At 73.5% G+C, this 18,905-nt stretch carries 7 protein-coding genes and 1 pseudogene; 4 read left to right on the top strand and 4 right to left on the bottom strand.

The genetic code is table 11. The features are described 5' to 3' along the window. Positions 1–198 precede the first annotated feature (198 nt). From ACFQVC_RS41320 to ACFQVC_RS41310, 3 genes and pseudogenes are all read left to right on the top strand, one after another. Positions 199–5,631: pseudogene (locus tag ACFQVC_RS41320) on the top strand (SDR family NAD(P)-dependent oxidoreductase); the annotation flags it as partial. Continuing rightward, on the top strand, positions 5,628–12,107 hold the full coding sequence (locus tag ACFQVC_RS41315; RefSeq protein ID WP_381841550.1) for a thioester reductase domain-containing protein: 6,480 nt from the start codon (positions 5,628–5,630) through the stop codon (positions 12,105–12,107). The pseudogene ACFQVC_RS41320 and the gene ACFQVC_RS41315, both read left to right, overlap by 4 nt. A gap of 87 nt (positions 12,108–12,194) precedes the next feature. Beyond that, positions 12,195–13,034: an NmrA family NAD(P)-binding protein gene (locus ACFQVC_RS41310; RefSeq protein ID WP_381841544.1), complete on the top strand. Its 840-nt coding sequence runs from the start codon at positions 12,195–12,197 to the stop codon at positions 13,032–13,034. 16 nt (positions 13,035–13,050) lie between these two features. On the opposite strand, the gene ACFQVC_RS41305 is transcribed toward ACFQVC_RS41310, so the two are convergent. From ACFQVC_RS41305 to ACFQVC_RS41290, 4 genes are all read right to left on the bottom strand, one after another. Next, positions 13,051–14,004, bottom strand: coding sequence for an RNA polymerase sigma-70 factor (locus ACFQVC_RS41305; protein ID WP_381841542.1), 954 nt, complete (start codon positions 14,002–14,004; stop codon positions 13,051–13,053). Between the two features lie 28 nt (positions 14,005–14,032). Further along, positions 14,033–14,515 carry a carboxymuconolactone decarboxylase family protein gene (locus tag ACFQVC_RS41300; protein ID WP_381841539.1) on the bottom strand — a complete coding sequence of 161 codons (483 nt, stop codon included), beginning with the start codon at positions 14,513–14,515 and terminating at the stop codon, positions 14,033–14,035. A 163-nt stretch (positions 14,516–14,678) separates the two neighbouring features. After that, positions 14,679–15,446 (bottom strand): SDR family oxidoreductase, encoded by a 768-nt coding sequence (locus tag ACFQVC_RS41295; RefSeq protein ID WP_381841536.1) that lies wholly within the window; start codon positions 15,444–15,446, stop codon positions 14,679–14,681. Positions 15,447–15,548: 102 nt separating this feature from the next. After that, the gene (locus tag ACFQVC_RS41290) at positions 15,549–16,136 is read right to left on the bottom strand and encodes an NADPH-dependent FMN reductase (protein ID WP_381841533.1); all 588 of its coding nucleotides are present in this window, start codon (positions 16,134–16,136) and stop codon (positions 15,549–15,551) included. 265 nt (positions 16,137–16,401) lie between these two features. Here ACFQVC_RS41290 and ACFQVC_RS41285 point away from each other — a divergent pair. Next, a partial coding sequence (locus ACFQVC_RS41285; RefSeq protein WP_381841530.1) for an AfsR/SARP family transcriptional regulator occupies positions 16,402–18,905 on the top strand: 2,504 nt, incomplete at its 3' end.

The following is an 18,905-nucleotide window of genomic DNA, read 5'->3' as shown; positions in this document are numbered from 1 at the left end:
CCCGTCCGGCGGCATTTTCAGCCCGTCCGGCGTTTGAGGACGAGCCCGCAGGGCGATCTGAGGGCGCCACGGACGACGGTGCGCAGAACAGTCCGGACGGCGCCGCCGACGACGGCACGCAGAACAGTCGAGACGTCGCCCACGTACACCGAACACATACTCCCGGGGAGCTGAAGAACCGTGGCTGATGAGGCGCAACTCCGCGACTACCTCAAGAAGGCCATCGCCGACGCGCGCGACGCCAAGCGGCGCCTTCGCGAGGTCGAGGACAAAGCACACGAGCCGATCGCCGTCGTCTCCATGGCCTGCCGCTATCCGGGCGGCGTCGCCTCACCCGAGGACCTGTGGGACCTGGTCGCCAAGGGCACGGACGCCGTCTCCGACTTCCCGGCCAACCGCGGCTGGGACCTGGAGCGGCTCTACGACTCCGACCCGGACCGGGCCGGCACGTCGTACACCCGCGAGGGCGGGTTCCTGCACGACGCGGACCAGTTCGACCCCGAGCTGTTCGGCATGTCGCCGCGCGAGGCGCTCGCCGCGGACCCGCAGCAGCGGCTCCTCCTGGAGACCGCGTGGGAGACCTTCGAGCGGGCGGGCCTGGATCCGCAGTCCCTGAAGAGCAGCCGTACCGGCGTGTTCACGGGCGTCATGTACAACGACTACGGCTCCCGGCCGCATCTGCCGCCGGAGGGCTTCGAGGGCTATCTGTTCAGCGGCAGCGCGGGCTCCGTCGCCTCCGGCCGGCTCTCCTACACGTACGGCCTCGAAGGGCCCGCCGTGTCGGTGGACACCGCCTGCTCGTCGTCCCTGGTGGCGCTGCACATGGCCGCGGGCGCGCTGCGGCGCGGCGAGTGCGATCTGGCCCTGGCGGGCGGCGCCACGGTGATGTCGACGCCGGTGGCGTTCATCGAGTTCTCCCGGCTTCGCGGGCTCGCCGCCGACGGCCGCAGCAAGTCCTTCGCGGCGGCCGCGGACGGCACGGGCTGGGCCGAGGGTGTGGGCCTGCTCCTGGTGGAGCGGCTCTCGGACGCGCGCCGCAACGGGCACGAGGTGCTCGCGGTGATCCGTGGCTCGGCCGTCAACCAGGACGGCGCGAGCAACGGCCTGACCGCGCCCAACGGGCCCGCGCAGGAGCGGGTGATCCGGCAGGCCCTGGCCGACGCCGGACTCACCGCGGCCGATATCGACGCCGTCGAGGCGCACGGCACCGGCACCCGGCTCGGCGACCCCATCGAGGCGCAGGCGCTGCTCGCCACGTACGGCAAGGGCAGGCCCGAGGGCCGGCCGCTGTATCTGGGCTCCCTGAAGTCCAACATCGCGCACGCGCAGGCCGCAGCGGGCGTCGGCGGGATCATCAAGGTGATCCAGTCGATGCGGCACGGTGTGCTGCCCAAGACCCTGCATGTCGACGAGCCCACGCCGATCGTCGACTGGGACGCGGGCGACGTCGAGCTGCTCACCGACGCCAGGTCCTGGACCACCGAGGACGGCCGTCCCCGGCGCGCGGCGGTCTCGTCCTTCGGCTTCGGCGGCACCAACGCGCATGTCGTCGTGGAAGAGGACAAGCCGCCCGTCGGCGACGAGGAGCCGGAGCAGCCCGACGAGCAGCCGGCGGCCGTCCTTCCGGGCGCGGTGCCGTGGCTGGTCTCGGGCAAGACGTCGGGCGCCCTGCGCGACCAGGCCAGGCGGCTCTACGCGTACGTCAACGCCACCGAGGAACTCGCCTGCCCCGACGTGGGGTTCTCCCTCGCCACCGGCCGGGCCGCCCTCGACCACCGGGCCGCGATCACCGCCGCCAGCCGCGACGAGCTGCTCGCGGGGCTGCGCGCGCTGTCCCAGGACACCACGCATCCGACGCTGCTGCGCGGCACGCGCGGCAGCGGCCGCACGGCGTTCCTCTTCACCGGTCAGGGCGCTCAACGCGTCGGCATGGGGCGGGAGCTGGCGGCGGCGTTCCCGGTGTTCGCCACGGCTCTCGACACCGTGGCGGCGGCGCTCGACCCGCATCTGGAACGGCCTGTCCTCGACGTCATCGCCAGCGGCACGGACCTGGACGCCACCGGCTTCACCCAGCCCGCGCTGTTCGCCGTGGAGGTGGCGCTGTTCCGGCTCGTGGAGTCCTGGGGCGTCAAGCCCGACTATCTGGCCGGGCACTCCATCGGTGAGATAGCCGCCGCGCACGTCGCGGGCGTGCTGTCGCTCGATGACGCCGCGAAACTCGTCACCGCCCGGGCCCGGCTGATGCAGGCGCTGCCGCCCGGCGGCGCCATGGTCGCCGTGCAGGCCGCGGAGGAGGAGGTGGCACCGCTGCTCGCCGGGCGCGAGTCGGAGGTGGCACTGGCCGCGGTGAACGCACCGCAGTCCCTGGTGGTCTCCGGCGATCAGCACGCCGTGCACGACATCGCCGCGAAGCTCCAGGAGCAGGGCCGCAAGACCAAGCGTCTGACCGTCAGCCATGCCTTCCACTCCCCGCACATGGAGCCGATGCTGGCCGCGTTCCGGGAGGCGGCGGCCGCGCTCACCTATCACGCGCCGCGGATCCCGGTGGTGTCCACGCTCACCGGTGCGACCGCATCGGGCGACGATCTGACCACCGCCGACTACTGGGTGCGCCAGCTGCGCGGCACGGTCCGCTTCGCCGACGCCCTGCACACCCTGGAGGCCGAGGGCGTCACCACCACCCTGGAGCTGGGACCCGATCCGGTCCTGACGGCCCTGGCCACCGCCACCATGACATGTGCGGTGCCGCTGCTTCGCCGGGACCGGCCCGAGCCGTCCACGGCCACCGCGGCCGTGGCCGCGCTGCACACGCACGGCACGCCCGTCGACTGGCAGGCCTACTACGGCCCGAGCGGGGCGCGCCGGGTGCCGCTGCCCACGTACGCCTTCCAGCACCAGCGGTACTGGCTGGAGCAGTTGCCCGCCAAGTCCGGTGCCCTGGAGTGGGGGGCGGACGGGCATCCGCTGCTCGGCTTCCCCATCACCGTGGCCGGCACCGGGCAGACCGTGTTCACCAGCCGGGTGTCCCTGCGCACCCACCCGTGGCTCGCCGGTCACCAGGTGCTCGGCCGTCCGGTGCTTCCGCCGGCCGCCCTGGTGGAGCTCGCGGTGCGGGCCGGGGATCTGATCGGCCGGTCCACGGTGGCGGAGCTTGAACTGCTCACGCCGCTTGTGCTGCCCGAAGAGGGCGCCGTACAGCTGCAGTTGAGGGCGGATGCGGCAGGCGACGACGGCCGGCGCCGGCTTGCGGTGTCGGCGCGGCCCGACGACCCGGAGGCGGAGTGGACACTGCACGCCGAGGGCCACTACCTCGGCGGCACGCCCACCACGCCGCCCGCCCCCGCGGCCGCCGACGCCGGGCCCGGCGAGAGCACCGAGGCCAGGCTTCCCGCCGAACTGCAGGCGGAGGCGGGCACCTACGGTCTGCACCCGGTGCTCCTGGACGCGGCCCTGCCCGGCTTCACCGCCGAACCGGGCGCGGACGGCGTCAGGGTGCCGGCGCGCTGGACCGGGATCCGGCTGCACGCCACCGGCGCCACCGCCGTCGAGGCCCGCACCGCACCGGCGGGCGAGGACACCGTCTCGCTGCAACTGGCCGATGTGTCGGGCGGGTTGATCGCCACGGTGGACTCCGTGACGTACCGCGAGTTCCCGGCCGAGCGGTTCGCCGCCGCGAGCGGCGCGGGCCGGGACGCGCTCTTCGAGCAGGCCTGGGTGCCGGCGTCGCTGCCGCAGCGCTGTGAACACCCGACGTGGGCGGTGCTCGCCGCGGGCGGCCCGCAGGACGACGCTTCCCTCGGTGCGGGCGGCTCTGCCGGTCCGGCTGCGGACCGCTACGACGACATCGCCGCCGTCGCCGACGCGCTGGCCTCCGGGCGCCCCGTCGATGCCGTCCTGCTGCCCTGGCCCGCCACCCCCGGCGCCCCGGAAGCCGCCGTGCGCGCCGCGACCGGACGTGCTCTCGAGGTGGTACGCGGCTGGCTCGGCGACGAGCGCCTGGAAGGGACACCGCTGGTGGTGGTGACCTCCGGCGCGGTCGCCGCCGGGCCGCAGGAGGACGTCACCGACCTTGCGGGCGCCGCCGTGTGGGGCCTGTTGCGCTCGGTGCAGTCCGAGGCCCCCGACCGGATCGTCATCGCCGACGCCGACACCGGCGCCCTCGACGCCATGGGCGCCCTGGCGGCCGTGGTCGCCGGCGGCGAGCCGCAGGCGGCGGTGCGCGACGGCGCCGTGCTCGTACCACGCCTGAAGCGGGTGCCGGCCGCCGACGATGGCGGCCGGGCCCAGGGCCTGGGCGGCGAAGGCACCGTACTGATCACCGGCGGCACGGGCGCGCTCGGCGCCGAGTTCGCCCGCCACCTGGCCGCCGAGTACGGCGCCAAGCGGCTGCTCCTGGTGTCCAGGAGCGGTGAACACGCGGACGGGGCGGCCGAGTTGGCCGAGGAGCTGCGGGGTCTGGGCGCCGAAGCGGTGTTCGCGGCCTGTGACGTGGGCGACCGCGAAGCGCTCGCCGCGGTCCTGGCCACCGTGCCCGCCGAGCATCCCCTGACCGCCGTCGTGCACACGGCCGGTGTCCTCGACAACGGCCTGGCCCGCGGGCTCGGCGCGGAGCAGTTCGACTCCGTGCTCCGGCCCAAGGCGGACGCGGCCTGGTATCTGCACGAGCTGACCCGGGACGAGAACCTGTCGGCGTTTGTGCTCTTCTCCTCCGCCGTGGGTGTACTCGGCGCTCCGGGCCAGGCCAACTACGCGGCCGCCAACGCGTTCCTCGACGCGCTCGCCGCGCACCGCCACGCCCTCGGCCTGCCCGCGTCCTCGCTCGCCTGGGGTGTGTGGGAGCAGGGCGGGATCAACGCGCGACTGGACGAGAAGGACCTCAACCGCCTTGCGCTCGGCGGCTTCACGCCGCTCACCCGGGCCGAGGGCCGGGCCCTGTTCGACCGGGCCACGGCCGACGAGCGGGCCGCCCTGGTCGCCATGCCGGTGAATCTGGCCGCGGTGCGGTCGCAGGCCCGGATCCCGGCGCCGCTGAGCGATCTGGCCGGGGCGGGCGGCCGCCGGGTCGCGCACTCCGCCGTACCCGACACGCCTGCCGCCGCCCAACTGCCGGAGCGGCTCGCCGAGTTGACCGAGCGGGAGCAGGAGCAGCTGCTGTTCTCGCTGGTACGCACCGATGTGGCGGCCGTACTCGGACGTACCGACCCCGATGGCATCGAGCCCGAACGCGCCTTCCAGGAGCTGGGCTTCGACTCGCTGACCGCCGTCGAGCTGCGCAACCGGCTCGGCACCGTGACCGGTCTGCGGCTGCCGCCGACGCTGGTCTTCGACCACCCCAACCCCGCGTCCCTCACCAGCTATCTGCGGGAGCGGCTCACCCCACAGGAGCCCGATTCCCAGGAGGTCTTCCTCACCGCGCTCGACCAGCTCGAAGGCCTCCTTCCGGCCCTCGACGGCGACGCCGAGGCCTGGTCCGCCACCGTCTCCGCACGACTGCGCGCCCTGATCGGGCGTGTGGAGTCCGCCGCGGCGGGCGAGACGGGCGCCGAGGACGGCGCCGACGCGGCCGAGGCCCTCGCCTCGGCGTCGGTGGACGAGATCTTCAGCTTCATCGACAACGAACTCGGCTCCTGAGGCCACTGATCCCGCCGCCCCTTCCTCGTCCAAGGAGAGTCAGGAACGCGATGTCCAACGAAGAGAAACTGGTCGACTACCTCAAGCGGGTCACGGTCGATCTGCAACGGGCGAACCGCCGCATCGCCGAACTGGAGGCGGCCGAGGCCGAGCCCATCGCCGTCGTCGGTATGGCCTGCCGCTTCCCGGGCGGCGTGGCCTCGCCCGACGGGCTGTGGGACCTGGTCGAGCGCGGCACCGACGCCATCTCCCCCTTCCCCTCCGACCGCGGCTGGGACCTGGAGCGGCTCTACGACCCGGACCCGGCCACGCCCGGCACGTCGTACGCCCGCGAGGCCGGGTTCCTGGACGGCGCCGCCCAGTTCGACGCGGGCTTCTTCGGGATCTCACCGCGCGAGGCCGCGGCGATGGACCCGCAGCAGCGCCTCCTCCTGGAGACCGCGTGGGAGACCTTCGAGCAGGCCGGGATCGACCCGTCCTCGCTGCGCGGCAGCCGTACCGGGGTGTACGCGGGTGTCATCGAGCAGAGCTATCTGGGCCTTGAGGGGCCGCACGAGTTCGAGGGCTATCTGCTGACCAGCAAGCTCAACAGCGTCGCTTCGGGCCGGATCTCCTACACGTTCGGCCTGGAGGGCCCGGCCGTCTCGGTGGACACGGCCTGCTCGTCGTCGCTCGTGGCGCTGCATCTGGCGGCCACGGCGCTGCGCCGCGGCGAGTGCGAACTCGCGCTCGCGGGCGGTGCGACGGTGACGGCGACCCCGGGCGGTTTCGTGGACTTCTCCCGGCAGAGCGGCCTCGCGCCCGACGGGCGGATCAAGTCCTTCGCCGCGGCGGCCGACGGCACGTCCTGGTCGGAGGGCGTCGGTCTGCTGCTCGTGGAGAAGCTGTCCGACGCGCGCAAGAACGGGCACCGGGTGCTCGCGGTGATCCGTGGCTCGGCCGTCAACCAGGACGGCGCCAGCAACGGCCTGACCGCGCCCAACGGTCCGTCCCAGGAGCGGGTGATCCGGCAGGCGCTCGCCGACGCCGGGCTCGCCCCCGCCGATATCGACGCCGTCGAGGCACACGGCACCGGCACCCGGCTCGGCGACCCCATCGAGGCGCAGGCCCTGCTTGAGACGTACGGCCAGAACAGGCCCGCGGGGCGGCCCCTCTATCTCGGCTCCCTGAAGTCCAACATCGGCCACACCGTGGCCGCAGCGGGCGTCGGCGGGGCCATCAAGATGATCCAGGCGCTGCGGCACGGTGTGCTGCCCAGGACGCTGCACGTCGACGAGCCCACGCCGATGGTCGACTGGGAGGCGGGCGCGGTCGAGCTGCTCACCGAGACCCGGCCCTGGCCCACGGTGGACCGGCCGCGCCGCGCCGCCGTCTCCGCGTTCGGCGTGAGCGGCACCAATGCCCATCTCATCCTGGAGCAGGCGCCCGCCGAAGAGCCGCAGGAGCGCCCCGGGCCGCCGCCGGCCGGCACCGCGCCGTGGCTGCTCTCCGGCCGCACCCCGACCGCGCTGCGCGAGCAGGCCGGGCGGCTGCACGCGCATCTGACGGAGCGGGAGTTCTGCCCGGTCGACGTGGGCCACTCGCTGGCCACGGGGCGGGCCGCACTCGACCACCGTGCCGCCGTCACCGGCGCGGGCCGCGACGAGCTCCTCGCCGGTCTGCGCGCCCTCGCCGACGACGAGACGCACCCGGGCGTGATCCGGGGTGCGCGCGGCAACGGCCGCACCGCGTTCCTGTTCACCGGGCAGGGCGCCCAGCGCCAGGGCATGGGCGGCGAGCTGTACACCGCCTTCCCGGTGTTCGCGCAGGCCTACGAAGAGGTGTGCGCCCAGCTGTCGAAGCATCTGGACCGGCCGATCTGCGAGGTCACCGCGACCGGTGCGGGCCTGGACTCCACGGCCTATACGCAGCCTGCCCTGTTCGCCATCGAGGTGGCCCTCTTCCGGCTCGTGGAGTCCTGGGGCATCACCCCCGACTACCTCGCGGGCCACTCCATCGGTGAGCTGGCCGCCGCCCATGTCGCCGGTGTGCTCTCCCTCGAGGACGCGGCGACCCTGGTCGCCGCGCGCGGCCGGCTGATGCAGGCGGCCCGCCCCGGCGGCGCCATGATCGCCGTACAGGCCCCGGAGGACGAGGTCGCCGAGAGCCTCGACGCGTACCCGGGACGGCTCACGGTCGCGGCCGTCAACGGGCCGACGGCCGTGGTGATTTCGGGTGACGAGGACGCCGCCGAAGCGGTCGCGCAGCTATGGCGGGAGCGCGGCGCCAAGACCTTCCGGCTCACCGTCAGCCATGCCTTCCACTCCCCGCACATGGACGGCGTCCTGGATGAATTCCGGGAGGTGGCCGCGTCGTTGACCTACCACGCGCCGCGTATCCCGGTCGTCTCCACGCTGACCGGGCGGATCGCCACGGGCGACGACCTGACCACCGCCGACTACTGGGTGCGCCAGCTGCGCGGCACGGTCCGCTTCGCCGACGCCCTGGACACACTGGCCGCCGAGGATGTCATGAGCACCCTCGAACTCGGCCCCGACCCGGTGCTCACCGCGCTCGCCTCCGCGAACATGGCCGGCGCGGTGGCGCTGCTGCGCCGCGGGCGGCCCGAACCGGCCGCCGTCACCGCCGCGTTGGCGACCCTGCACACGCACGGCACGGCCGTCGACTGGCGGGCGTTCTACGAGCCGACCGGCGCGCAGCGCGTCGACCTGCCCACGTACGCCTTCCAGCACCAGCGCTTCTGGCACGACGTGACGGCCGCCGCGGAGCAGCACACCGGGCTCGGCCTGCGGGCCACCGGGCATCCGCTGCTCGGCCCCGCCGCGCCCGTCGCCGGCGCCGACCAGGCGGTGTTCACCAGCCGGGTGTCGCTGCGCACCCACCCGTGGCTGGCCGCGCACCGGGTGCTCGGCCGGCCCGTGCTCCCGCCCGCCGCGCTGGTGGAACTGGCGGTGCGCGCGGGTGATGAGTTCGGGGCCACCTCGCTCGACGAACTCAGTGTGCGCAGCCCGCTGGTGCTGCCCGAGGCCGGTTCCCTGCAGCTGCAGGTGGGTGTGGGCGCCGCGGACGCGGCGGGCCGCCGCCCGGTGACCGTGCACAGCCGGCCCGACGACGATGACGCCCCGTGGACGGCGCACGCCGACGGCACGCTCGGCGCCACCGCGGCCGGTGCGCCCTTCGAGCTGGCCGCGTGGCCGCCGGAAGGCGCCGAGGAGGTCGCGCTCGGCGAGGCGTTCCGCGCGGTGACCGCCGCCTGGCGGCACGACGGTGCGCTGCTCGTCGAACTGCGGCTGCCCGAAGGGGAGTCGGCGGCGGACTTCGTGCTGCACCCGGCGCTCCTCGACGCCGCGGTACGTCCGGTGGCGTACGGCGCGGCGGCCGCGGGCGGTGAGCCGCCGCTCGCCGTCCACTGGCGTGATGTGCAGGTGTACGCGTCCGGGGCCTCGGTCCTGCGGGTGCGTATCGACCCCGACCAGGCGGGCGGCGCGCGGGTGCGGCTCGCGGACGCGGGCGGGCAGCCGGTCGCCGAGATCGGCTCGGTGGCCGTGAAGCCCGTCACCGCGGCCGAGTTGGCCTCGTCCCTCGACCGTCATGAGGACGCGCTGTTCCAGGTCGACTGGGCACCGCTGGCACTGCCGTCGTCCGACGGGGACGGCGCGCGGGGTGCAGAGTGGGGTGTCCTGGGGGCGCCCGAGCCGGGCGTCGCCGCCTTCGCAGGGCCCGCCGAGGTGGCAGATGCCGTCGCCGACGGCCGCGCACCGAGCTTCGTGGTGCTTCGCCCGGAGGCGGCCGCGGGCACCGCACCCGCCGAGGCCGCCCACCAAGTCACCGCCTCCGTCCTTGAGTCGGTGCAGCAGTGGCTGGCCGACGAGCGGCTCGAGCAGGTACCGCTGGCCGTCGTGTTCTCCGGTGCGGTCGCGGCGCAGCCGGGGGACGACATCACCGATCTGCCGGGGGCCGCCGCCTGGGGTCTGCTGCGCTCGGCGCAGTCGGAGCACCCGGGCCGGATCTTCCTCGTCGACACCGGGGCCGACGGCCACGACAGGGGTGCCGTCGCGGCCCTCGTGGCGGCCCGTGAGCCGCAGGCGGCGCTGCGCGCGGGCCGTGTGCTTGTGCCCCGGCTCGCCAGGACGGCGGCGGGCTCGCTCGGCTCCGGCGTGTCCTGGAACCCTGAGGGCACGGTCCTGATCACCGGCGGTACCGGCAGCCTGGGCGGGCTCTTCGCCCGCCATCTGGTGACCGAGCAGGGTGTACGTCATCTCCTTCTGACCAGTCGACGCGGTGAAGAGGCCGCCGGTGCACGGGAGTTGGCGGAGGAACTCACCGCGCTCGGCGCCCGCGTCACGATCGCCGCGTGCGACGCCGCGGACCGGGACGCGCTCGCCGCCGCCCTGGCCACCGTGCCCGCCGAGCATCCGCTGACCGGTGTGGTGCACATGGCCGGTGTCCTCGACGACGGTCTGATCACCGCGCAGACCCCCGAGCGGCTGCACGCGGTGCTGCGCCCCAAGGTGGACGCGGCCTGGCATCTGCACGAGCTGACCCGGGGCGACGATCTCTCCGCGTTCGTGCTCTTCTCCTCGGTGGCCGCCGTGGTCGGCGGCCCCGGCCAGTCCCCGTACGCCGCGGCCAACCACTATCTGGACGCCCTGGCGCAGCACCGCCGCGCCCAGGGGCTGCCCGCGACCGCCATCGCCTGGGGCCTGTGGCAGCAGAGCGGCGGCATGAGCGGAAACCTCACGGAGACCGACCTCAAGCGCATCGCCCGCACCGGGTTCCGGCCGGTGCCCGAAGGGCAGGGCCCGGCCCTGTTCGATCTGGCGCTCGCCCATGAGCGGGCGGCGGTCGTGGCCACTCCGGTGGATGTGGCGGCGCTGCGCGAGCAGCGCGGGCCGGCCCCGGCGATCCTCTCGGCGCTCGCCCGGGTGCCGGGCCGGCGGACCGCCGCGGTCAGCGCGGAGCCCACCGTCTCGCTCGCCGAGATCCTCGTGGGCCTGGACGAGGCGGAGCAGCGCAAGGCCGTCCTGGAGGCGGTGCTCGACCGGATCGCGGGTGTGCTCGGCCACCCCGACACCTCCGCCCTGGAGGCCGAGCAGCCACTGACCTCTCTTGGCTTCGACTCGCTGACATCGGTCGAACTCCGCAACCGTCTGGGCGAGTTGACGGGCGGGAAGCTCCCGGCGACCTTGGTCTTCGACCACCCCACGCCGCTGGCTCTCGCGGCCTATATCCGGGGCCGGCTGCTCGGTGAGGGCACGGACGAAGCGGACGGTTCACCGTCGGCCGCCGTGGACTTCGCGGCCGAGATCGTGCTGCCGGACGACATCCGCCCCGCGGAGCGGACGGTCACCGTGGCCGACGACCCGCGGGAGATCCTGCTGACCGGCGCGACCGGGTTCCTCGGCGCGTTCCTGCTGCGGGATCTGATGCGGCAGACCTCGGCCCGGGTGCACTGCCTGGTGCGGGGCACGGACGCACAGGACGCGCTGGCCCGGCTGCGGGCCAACATGGAGTGGTACCGGCTGTGGGACACGGTCGACGAGGAGCGGCTCTCGATCGTCGTGGGCGATCTGTCGGAGCGGCAACTCGGCCTCTCCGACGAGCAGTTCGACTCCCTGTCACGCACGGTCGACGTGGTCTACCACAATGGCGCGCGGGTGCACTGGCTGCATCCGTACACGGCCCTGCGCGCGGCGAATGTCGCCGGTACGCAGGAGGTGCTGCGCCTCGCGGCCCGGCATCGCACGGTGCCGGTGCACTACGTCTCGACCGTGGGTGTCTTCGACGGTCCGCGCGAGGACGGCGAGCCGCTGAAGGTGACCGACCCGACGGGCCCGGCGGAGCTGCTGCCCAGCGGCTATCTGCAGAGCAAGTGGGTGGCGGAGCAGATCATCGAGCTCGCCCGCGGCCGTGGCCTGCCGGTCTCGGTCTACCGGGTCGATGTAATCTCCGGCGACACGGTGAACGGCGCCTGCCAGACCCGGGACTTCGTGTGGCTGAGCCTGAAGGGCATCCTGCAGTCGGGGGCCGCGCCGGCCGGTGTCGAGGGCCGTTTCCACCTGCTGCCCGTCGACTACGTCAGCGGCACGATCCTGACGGTCTCACGGCAGCCGGAGTCCGCGGGCCGCACCTTCCATCTGTTCAACCAGAGCTCCCTGAGCCTCGGCGAGTGCGTCGAGAACCTCAGGCGACTCGGCTACGAGCTGGGAGAGCTGGACTGGTCGCAGTGGCGGGAGCGGGTGCAGTCGGACCGTGAGAACGCGCTGCAGCCGCTGCTGCACGCCTTCGAGTTGATGACGTCCGACACGGACTCCTTCTATCCGCCGATCGACACTTCGGAGACGGAGGCGGCCCTCACCGACACCGATGTGAACTGCCCGCCGCTGACATCGGAATTGTTCGCCCGGTACGCGGAGTTCTTCGTGGAGGTGGGCCACTTCCCGCAGCCGCGGGAGAAGGTGGCGCAGGCGGCGTGAGGTCCGCCTGACGAACGGCGCACGCAGGGGGCGGGGCGGCTTCTCGGAGCCGTCCCGCCCCCGTACACGACAAGGCAGAGGGTGAGCATGGCAGTCACTGAGGGATCCGTCCTCGTCATCGGCGGCACCGGGAAGACCGGCCGGCGCGTGGTGCGGCAGCTGACCGAGCGCGGCCGGCGGGCCGTCGCCGCGTCCCGCTCGGGGGAACGGCGCTTCGACTGGCGGGACAAGAGCACCTGGGAACCCGCCGTGGCGGAGGTGCGGGCGGCGTATCTGGTGGATGCGCAGACCGAGGACGCCGCCGCGCTGATGGCCGAGTTCGCCGAGGTGGCGGTGCGTGCGGGGGTACGCCGTCTCGTGCTGCTTTCGGCCCGCGCCTGGGAACAGTCCGACGCCCCGGCGGCCTTCGCGGTGGAGGATGCGGTACGCGCGTCGGGCGCCGAATGGACCGTGCTGCGGCCCACCTGGTTCGCGCAGAACTTCAGCGAGGAGGCGTTCCTGCGCGACGCCGTGGCCGCGGGCCGGGTCGAACTGCCCACCGGCGACGGCCTGGAGCCCTTCATCGACGCCGAGGACATCGCGGCGGCGGCGGCGACGGCCCTGGTCGACGACGGACACGCCGGCGAGGTCTACGCACTGTCGGGCCCGCGTCTGATGACCTTCGGCGACTGCGTCCACGAGATCGCCGCGGCGACCGGCCGCGACCTCACCTATGTCCCGGTCTCCCCGCCGCAGTACGTCACGCATCTGCTCGGCCGCGGCTTCGACAAGGAGTACGCGGAGTTCGCCGCCGACCTCCTCGGCGCCGTCGCGGACAACGGCGGGGCCTATCTCTCCGATGGCGTCCAGCGCCTCCTCGGCCGCCCGCCGCGTGACTTCACGGCCTACGTACAGCAGACGCTGCCGAGCGGAGTCTGGCAGGGCTGACCGGGCACCGGCCCGGTCACCTCCTGGGCCGGCGGGCCTGCCTGATCTCGCGGTCGATCGCCCAGGCGTCCGCCACGGTGCCCACGTGCCCGAGCTTGTCGGGGTTGATCACCGAGCGGATCGTCTGGATCTGTCCGTCGAGTACGTCGAGCGCCAGGGCGTAGAGCACCTTGCCGTCCCGGTCGCGGAAGATCGCGCCCGGCTGGCCGTTGACGTCGTGCGGTTCCATCGACACCTCGACCTTGGCGAGCCAGGGGAAGAACGCGGCGAGCAGCCGGGCCACGTTGTCGGCCCCGTTGATGGCCCTGGCCAGCTGCGGGGCCTTGCCGCCGCCGTCGCCGACGAGGGACACATCGGCGGCGAGCAGTTCCTGCAGGCAGTCGACGTCGCCTTCGCGGAGCGCGTCGAAGAACCGCGCCGCCAGCCTGTCCCGCTCCTGGCGGTCCGCCTCGAACCGGGGGCGCCCCGCGTCCATATGGCGCCGGGCCCGGACCGCGAGCTGGCGGCAGGCCGCTTCCGAGCGGCCCACCGCCGACGCGACCTCGGGAAAGCCGAAGGCGAACACCTCCCGCAGGACGAACACCGCCCGCTCGAGCGGGCTGAGCCGCTCGAGCAGCAGCAGGGCCGCCATCGACACCGAGTCGGCCAGCTCGGCCGACCGCTCGGGGTCCTCGTAGGGGTCGGTGAGCAGTGGCTCGGGGAGCCACTGCCCGACGTACTGCTCACGGCGCACCCGGGCCGAGCGCAGTACGTCGATGGAGAGCCGGGTGACCACGGCCGAGAGATAGGCCTTGGTGGACGTGGGTTCGGCCGTGGTCGCCTCGTAGCGCAGCCAGGTCTCCTGGACCGCGTCCTCGGCCTCGCTCACACTGCCCAGAATCCGGTAGGCGATCGAGAACAGCAGCGGCCGCAGCTCCTCGAACTCCTCGACCTTGGCGGTCACTTCGGCTCCTTCTTCCTTCTCTGCCACTTCTTCTTCCCCGGACCGATACTGCCGGTCAGTGGGCCTGCTGGAACTGGCCGGCCTCGTAGTCGCCCGCGGGCTGCCGGGCGATGATGTTCAGCCGGTTCGCCGCGTTCATGAAGGAGACCAACATCGCCAGGGCAGTGAGCTGCTCCTCGTCGTAGTGCTTGGCGGCGTACGCCCACACCTCGTCCGACACTCCGCTGCCCGCGTCCGCGACCCGGGTCCCCTCCTCCGCGAACTCCAGAGCGGCCCGCTCGGCCTCGGTGAAGACGGTCGCCTCCCGCCATGCGGCGACCAGGTTCAGGCGTACCGCGCTCTCGCCCGCGGCGGCGGCTTCCTTGGTGTGCATGTCGATGCAGACGGCGCAGCCGTTGATCTGGCTGACGCGCAGCGCCACCAGTTCCTGCGTCGCGGCCGGCAGCGGCAGTTCCTGCATCGCCTTGCCCGCCGCCATGAGGTACTTGACGGCCTTGCCGGCGGCGGGGCTGGCGAGGTAGTTCAGTCGCGCGTCCATGGGGTGCTCCTCTGTGCTCGTCAGTGGCTTACGCCCCTGGGACGAGACAGCCCGGACTCCTGTGACATGGACGGTGACACCTCGCGCGACGGGGACGTGCGGGAGGGCCGGGGCCCCACATCCCCGGCCCTCCCGCGGCCTTTCGCCGGCCCTTGCGCGGCCCTTAGACGCCGAGGGCCGAGCCGCCGCTGACGTCGAGGACCTCGGCCGTGATCCAGCGGGCGTCGTCCGAGGCGAGGAAGGCGACGACATCGCCGATGTCGTCGGGCTGGCCCACACGGTTGAAGACGGAGACGGACGCGATGTGGGCGCGCGACTCCGGGTCCTTCACCCACGGGTTGGCATCGGTCTCGATGGTGCCGGGCGCCACCGCGTTGACGGTGATACCGCGGGAGCCGAGGCCCTGCGCGAGAGTGAGGGTGAGGGTGTCGACCGCTCCCTTGCTGGCCGAGTAGGCGATCACGTCGGGGATGGCGACCTTTGTGACGCCGGACGAGATGTTGATGATTCGGCCGTTGTCGCGCAGGCGCGACAGTCCGTGCTTGACGATGAAGAACGGCGCCTTCGCGTTGATCGCGAAGACCCGGTCGTACTCGGCCTCGTCGATGACGTCGATGAAGCCGTTGGATACGACACCGGCGTTGTTGACCAGGATGTCGAGGCCGCCCTCCGGGGCGAACTCGGTGATCTGCTCGTCGAAGGCCGCCCACAGCGCCTCGGCGTCGCCGGGTGTGCCGAGTTCCGTGCGGAAGGCGAAGGCGCGGCCGCCCTCCTCCTCGATCGTGCGGACGGTGTCCTTGGCCGCGGTGGCGTCACTGCCGTAGTGCACCGCGACCAAGGCGCCCTCCCTGCCGAGGCGTTCGGAGATTCCGCGTCCGACGCCGCGGCCGCCGCCGGTGACGAGTGCCGTCTTGCCGCTGAGCTTTCCCATGGTCGTACTCCTGTCGAGACGTGAAGCGATGAATGAGGTGCTGCGTGAGGCGATGCGTGCGGCGTCGTATGAGCCGGTATGTGTCAGGTGAGTCGGTATGTGTCAGGCGTGCCGGGCCGTGCGCAGCGGGCGGGCCCAGTACGCGAGGTCGTCGAGCAGCCGCTCGGCGGCCGGTTCGCAGTGGCCGGGGTCGAGAGGGCGGCCCCGGGCGTCGAACGGTTCGCCGTCCCCCGGCAGATCCACGGCGCCCCGCACGGGCGTGGCGCCGGCCGCCGAGAACAGCTGCCGCAGTTCGTCCGCCGTACAGCCCGGTCCGTACGAGACGAACGCGACCGGCTTGGCCCGCCACTCCTCGTGGAACCACGCGACGGTGTTGCGCAGCGCCCACGGAACCCCCTGGGCGCCTTGCGGGGTCACCACCGCGAACGCGTCCGCGTCGGCCAGCCACGGCGCCAGTTCCCGTACCGCCGGTGGCCGGATTCCGTTGTGCTCGGGTCCGGCGGCGGGGAGATGTGCGTGGGCCAGGTCGATGACGTCCACGTCGAAGCCGCCGTGCAGACAGGCCAGCCTGGCGAACCAGTTCGCCGCGGCCGCCGCGGATCGCCCCTGGTGAACGCTGCCGATGATGATGACGAGTGACAGGTGGTCGTCGCCCGTCTGCCGGCTCCTGTCTGCGGTGCTCCGGTTCATCGTCGGCCTCCTTCCTCGGCGACGCTGCGGTGCGGTGTTCACACCTTGCGCCGAGGGCCTTCGGAAACCCTTCCGAAATGCTTCGGCCGGATTCGGGACGGCTTTCGGCCGCCCTTACGGTGCGGTGCGGCCGCTGGTGCGCTGTGTTTCGGCCGGTTCCGCCGTGGCTGGTGATGATCTGCCGATGACCGGGGGAAATGCCGTAGTCGCACCGCGAAAACGGCCGCCACCAGGGCGGTCCCGTGTACGCGGCTACGGTTTTCGTATGCGCTTTGGAGTCTTGGGGCCACTTTCCGTGTGGAGGGCGGACGGCACTCCGGTACGCATCCCGGAACTGAAGGTCCGCACCCTCCTCGCCGACCTCCTCGCGCACGGCGGGAAGTCCCTTGCGGCACACCGGCTGATCGACGATCTGTGGGGCGACGCCCTGCCCGTCAACCCCTCGGGCGCGCTGCACTCCAAGGTCTCCCAGCTGCGCCGGGTCCTGGAGAACGCGGAGCCGGGCGCCCGTGCGCTCGTGGAGTCGCGCCCGCCGGGCTACGCGCTGACGGGCGCCGCCGACGCCGTGGACGGCGACCGGTTCACGGCGCTGCTCGCGCGGGCCCGCGCGACGGCCGAACTGCCGTTGCGGCGAAGGCTCCTTGACGACGCCCTGGAGCTGTGGCGCGGCCCGGCGTTCGCGGACTTCGCCGAGGAGCCGTTCGCGCGCGCCGCGATATCCCGGCTCGAGGAGAACCGGCTCGTGGCCCTGGAGGAGCGGGCCGAGACCCGGATCGCGCTCGGACAGCACGCGGAGGTGGTCGGCGAGCTCGCCGACCTGGTCGTACGCCATCCGCTCAGGGAGCGGCTGCGCGCCGCCCATCTGCGGGCCCTGTACGGTTCGGGCCGCCGCAGCGAGGCGCTGGCGGGCTACCGCGAGGTGCGGGAGCTGCTCGCCGACGAGCTGGGTCTCGACCCCGGCCGTGACCTGGCGGAGCTGCATCAGGCGATGCTCCAGCAGGATCCCGATCTGGACGCGCCGCGCGCCCCGGCCGCCGCCGAAGCGACCGAAGCGACCGAAGCAACCGAGGCGGCCACAGCGGCCGCAGCAACCGAAGCAGCCGAGGGCGGTGCGCCGGCCGACGCTCCTGCCGAAGTGGCCGATGCCGTACGGAAGATGCCCCGGGTACCGCTTCCGCTCACCGGTCTGGTCGGGCGGGCCGACGCCGTCGCCGAGGTGCGGTCGTTGCTCGCCGCACACCGCCTGGTGACGCTGACGGGGCCCGGTGGCGTGGGCAAGACCCGACTCGCCCTGGAGACGGTGCGGGACCTGCCCGTGCTCCATCCGCGGGAGTTCCCCGACGGCGTACGCCTCGTGGAGCTGTCGGGGCAGCGGCGGGGCGGCGGCTGTGCGGCCGTGGCCGAGACGGTGGCGGCGGCCGTCGGCGTGCGCGACGACCTGACCTGGGGGCCGCGGGAAGGGGGCGGGCGGGCCACGGTCACGGAACGCCTTTGCGGCGTGCTCGCCCCCAGGTCGATGCTGCTCGTCCTGGACAACTGCGAGCATCTGGCGGGCCCCGTGGCCGAGTTGGCGGACGCGCTGCTCGCCGCGGCCCCGGGCCTCCGCATCCTGACGACCAGTCAGGAGCCCCTCTCGCTGGCCGGCGAGGTGCTGTGGACGGTGCCGCCGCTGCCGCTCGACGACGCCGTGGAGCTGTTCACCGCCCGGGCCGCGGCCGCCGTCCCCGGCTACCGGCCCGGCCCGGACGACGCCGAGGCCGTCGCCGCGATCTGCCGCCGGCTGGACGGCATCCCGCTGGTCCTCGAGCTCGCGGCTACCCGGGTGCGCGCCCTGGGCGTTCCCGAACTGCTCGCCCGGCTCGACGACCGCTTCCGCGTCCTGGCCGGCGGATACCGCGGCGCCCCGCCGCGCCAGCAGACCCTGCGGGCGGCGATGGACTGGAGCTGGGATCTGCTCGACGAGCCCGAGCGCATCGTCCTGCGCCGGCTCGCGGTGCACGCCGACGGCTGTTCGCTGCGGGCCGCCGAGGCGGTGTGCGCCGGCGGCGAAGTCGCCGAGGAGGAGGTGCTCGGGCTGCTCGCCGCCCTGGTGGACCGCTCGCTGGTGGTGGTGGCCAAGGGGCCGCACGGGCCGCGCTACCGGCTGCTCGAATCAGTGGCCGCGTACTGCCTGGAGCGGCTGCGCGAGGCAGGTGAGCTGGACCAGGTACGGCTCGCCCACGCCCGCCACTACAGCGCCCTCGCCGAACAGACGACCCTGTCCGGGACAGCCCCTCTCCCGGCCGAACTGTCCGAGGCACCCCGACTCCCGGCCGAACTGTCCGAGGCACCCCGACTCCCGGCCGAACTGCCCGAGGCACCCCGACTCCCGGCCGAACTGCCCGAGGCACCCCGACTCCCGGCCGAACTGTCCGAGGCACCCCGACTCCCGGCCGAACAGTTCTGCCCGATCCCAGCCGGGCAGGACAGCCCGCTACCGACCGGGCGGACCGGCCCGCTCCTGCCTGGGCAGGGCAGCCCGCCAATGGCCGGGCACACGAGCCCGCTCCTGACCGGGCAGAGCACCCCGCCAATGGCCGGACAGACCGGCCCACTACTTCCCGAGCAGGACAGCCCGACCCCGGCCGGACGGACCAGCCCACTCCTGACCGGGCAGAGCACCCCGCCAATGGCCGGGCAGACCGGCCCACTGCTCCCCGGGCAGGACAGCCCGACCCCGGCCGGACGGACCAGCCCACTCCTGACCGGGCAGAGCACCCCGCCAATGGC

Source organism: Streptomyces monticola (assembly GCF_042665355.1).
GTDB lineage: Bacteria > Actinomycetota > Actinomycetes > Streptomycetales > Streptomycetaceae > Streptomyces > Streptomyces monticola.
This window is presented reverse-complemented; position numbering and strand designations above follow the sequence as displayed.

What these genes read in the sequence shown, in the direction of transcription:
- ACFQVC_RS41310 (WP_381841544.1), top strand. Translation starts at nt 12,195, where the DNA reads ATGGCAGTCACTGAGGGATCCGTCCTCGTCATCGGCGGCACCGGGAAG.
- ACFQVC_RS41300 (WP_381841539.1), bottom strand. Translation starts at nt 14,515, where the DNA reads ATGGACGCGCGACTGAACTACCTCGCCAGCCCCGCCGCCGGCAAGGCC.
- ACFQVC_RS41295 (WP_381841536.1), bottom strand. Translation starts at nt 15,446, where the DNA reads ATGGGAAAGCTCAGCGGCAAGACGGCACTCGTCACCGGCGGCGGCCGC.
- ACFQVC_RS41290 (WP_381841533.1), bottom strand. Translation starts at nt 16,136, where the DNA reads ATGAACCGGAGCACCGCAGACAGGAGCCGGCAGACGGGCGACGACCAC.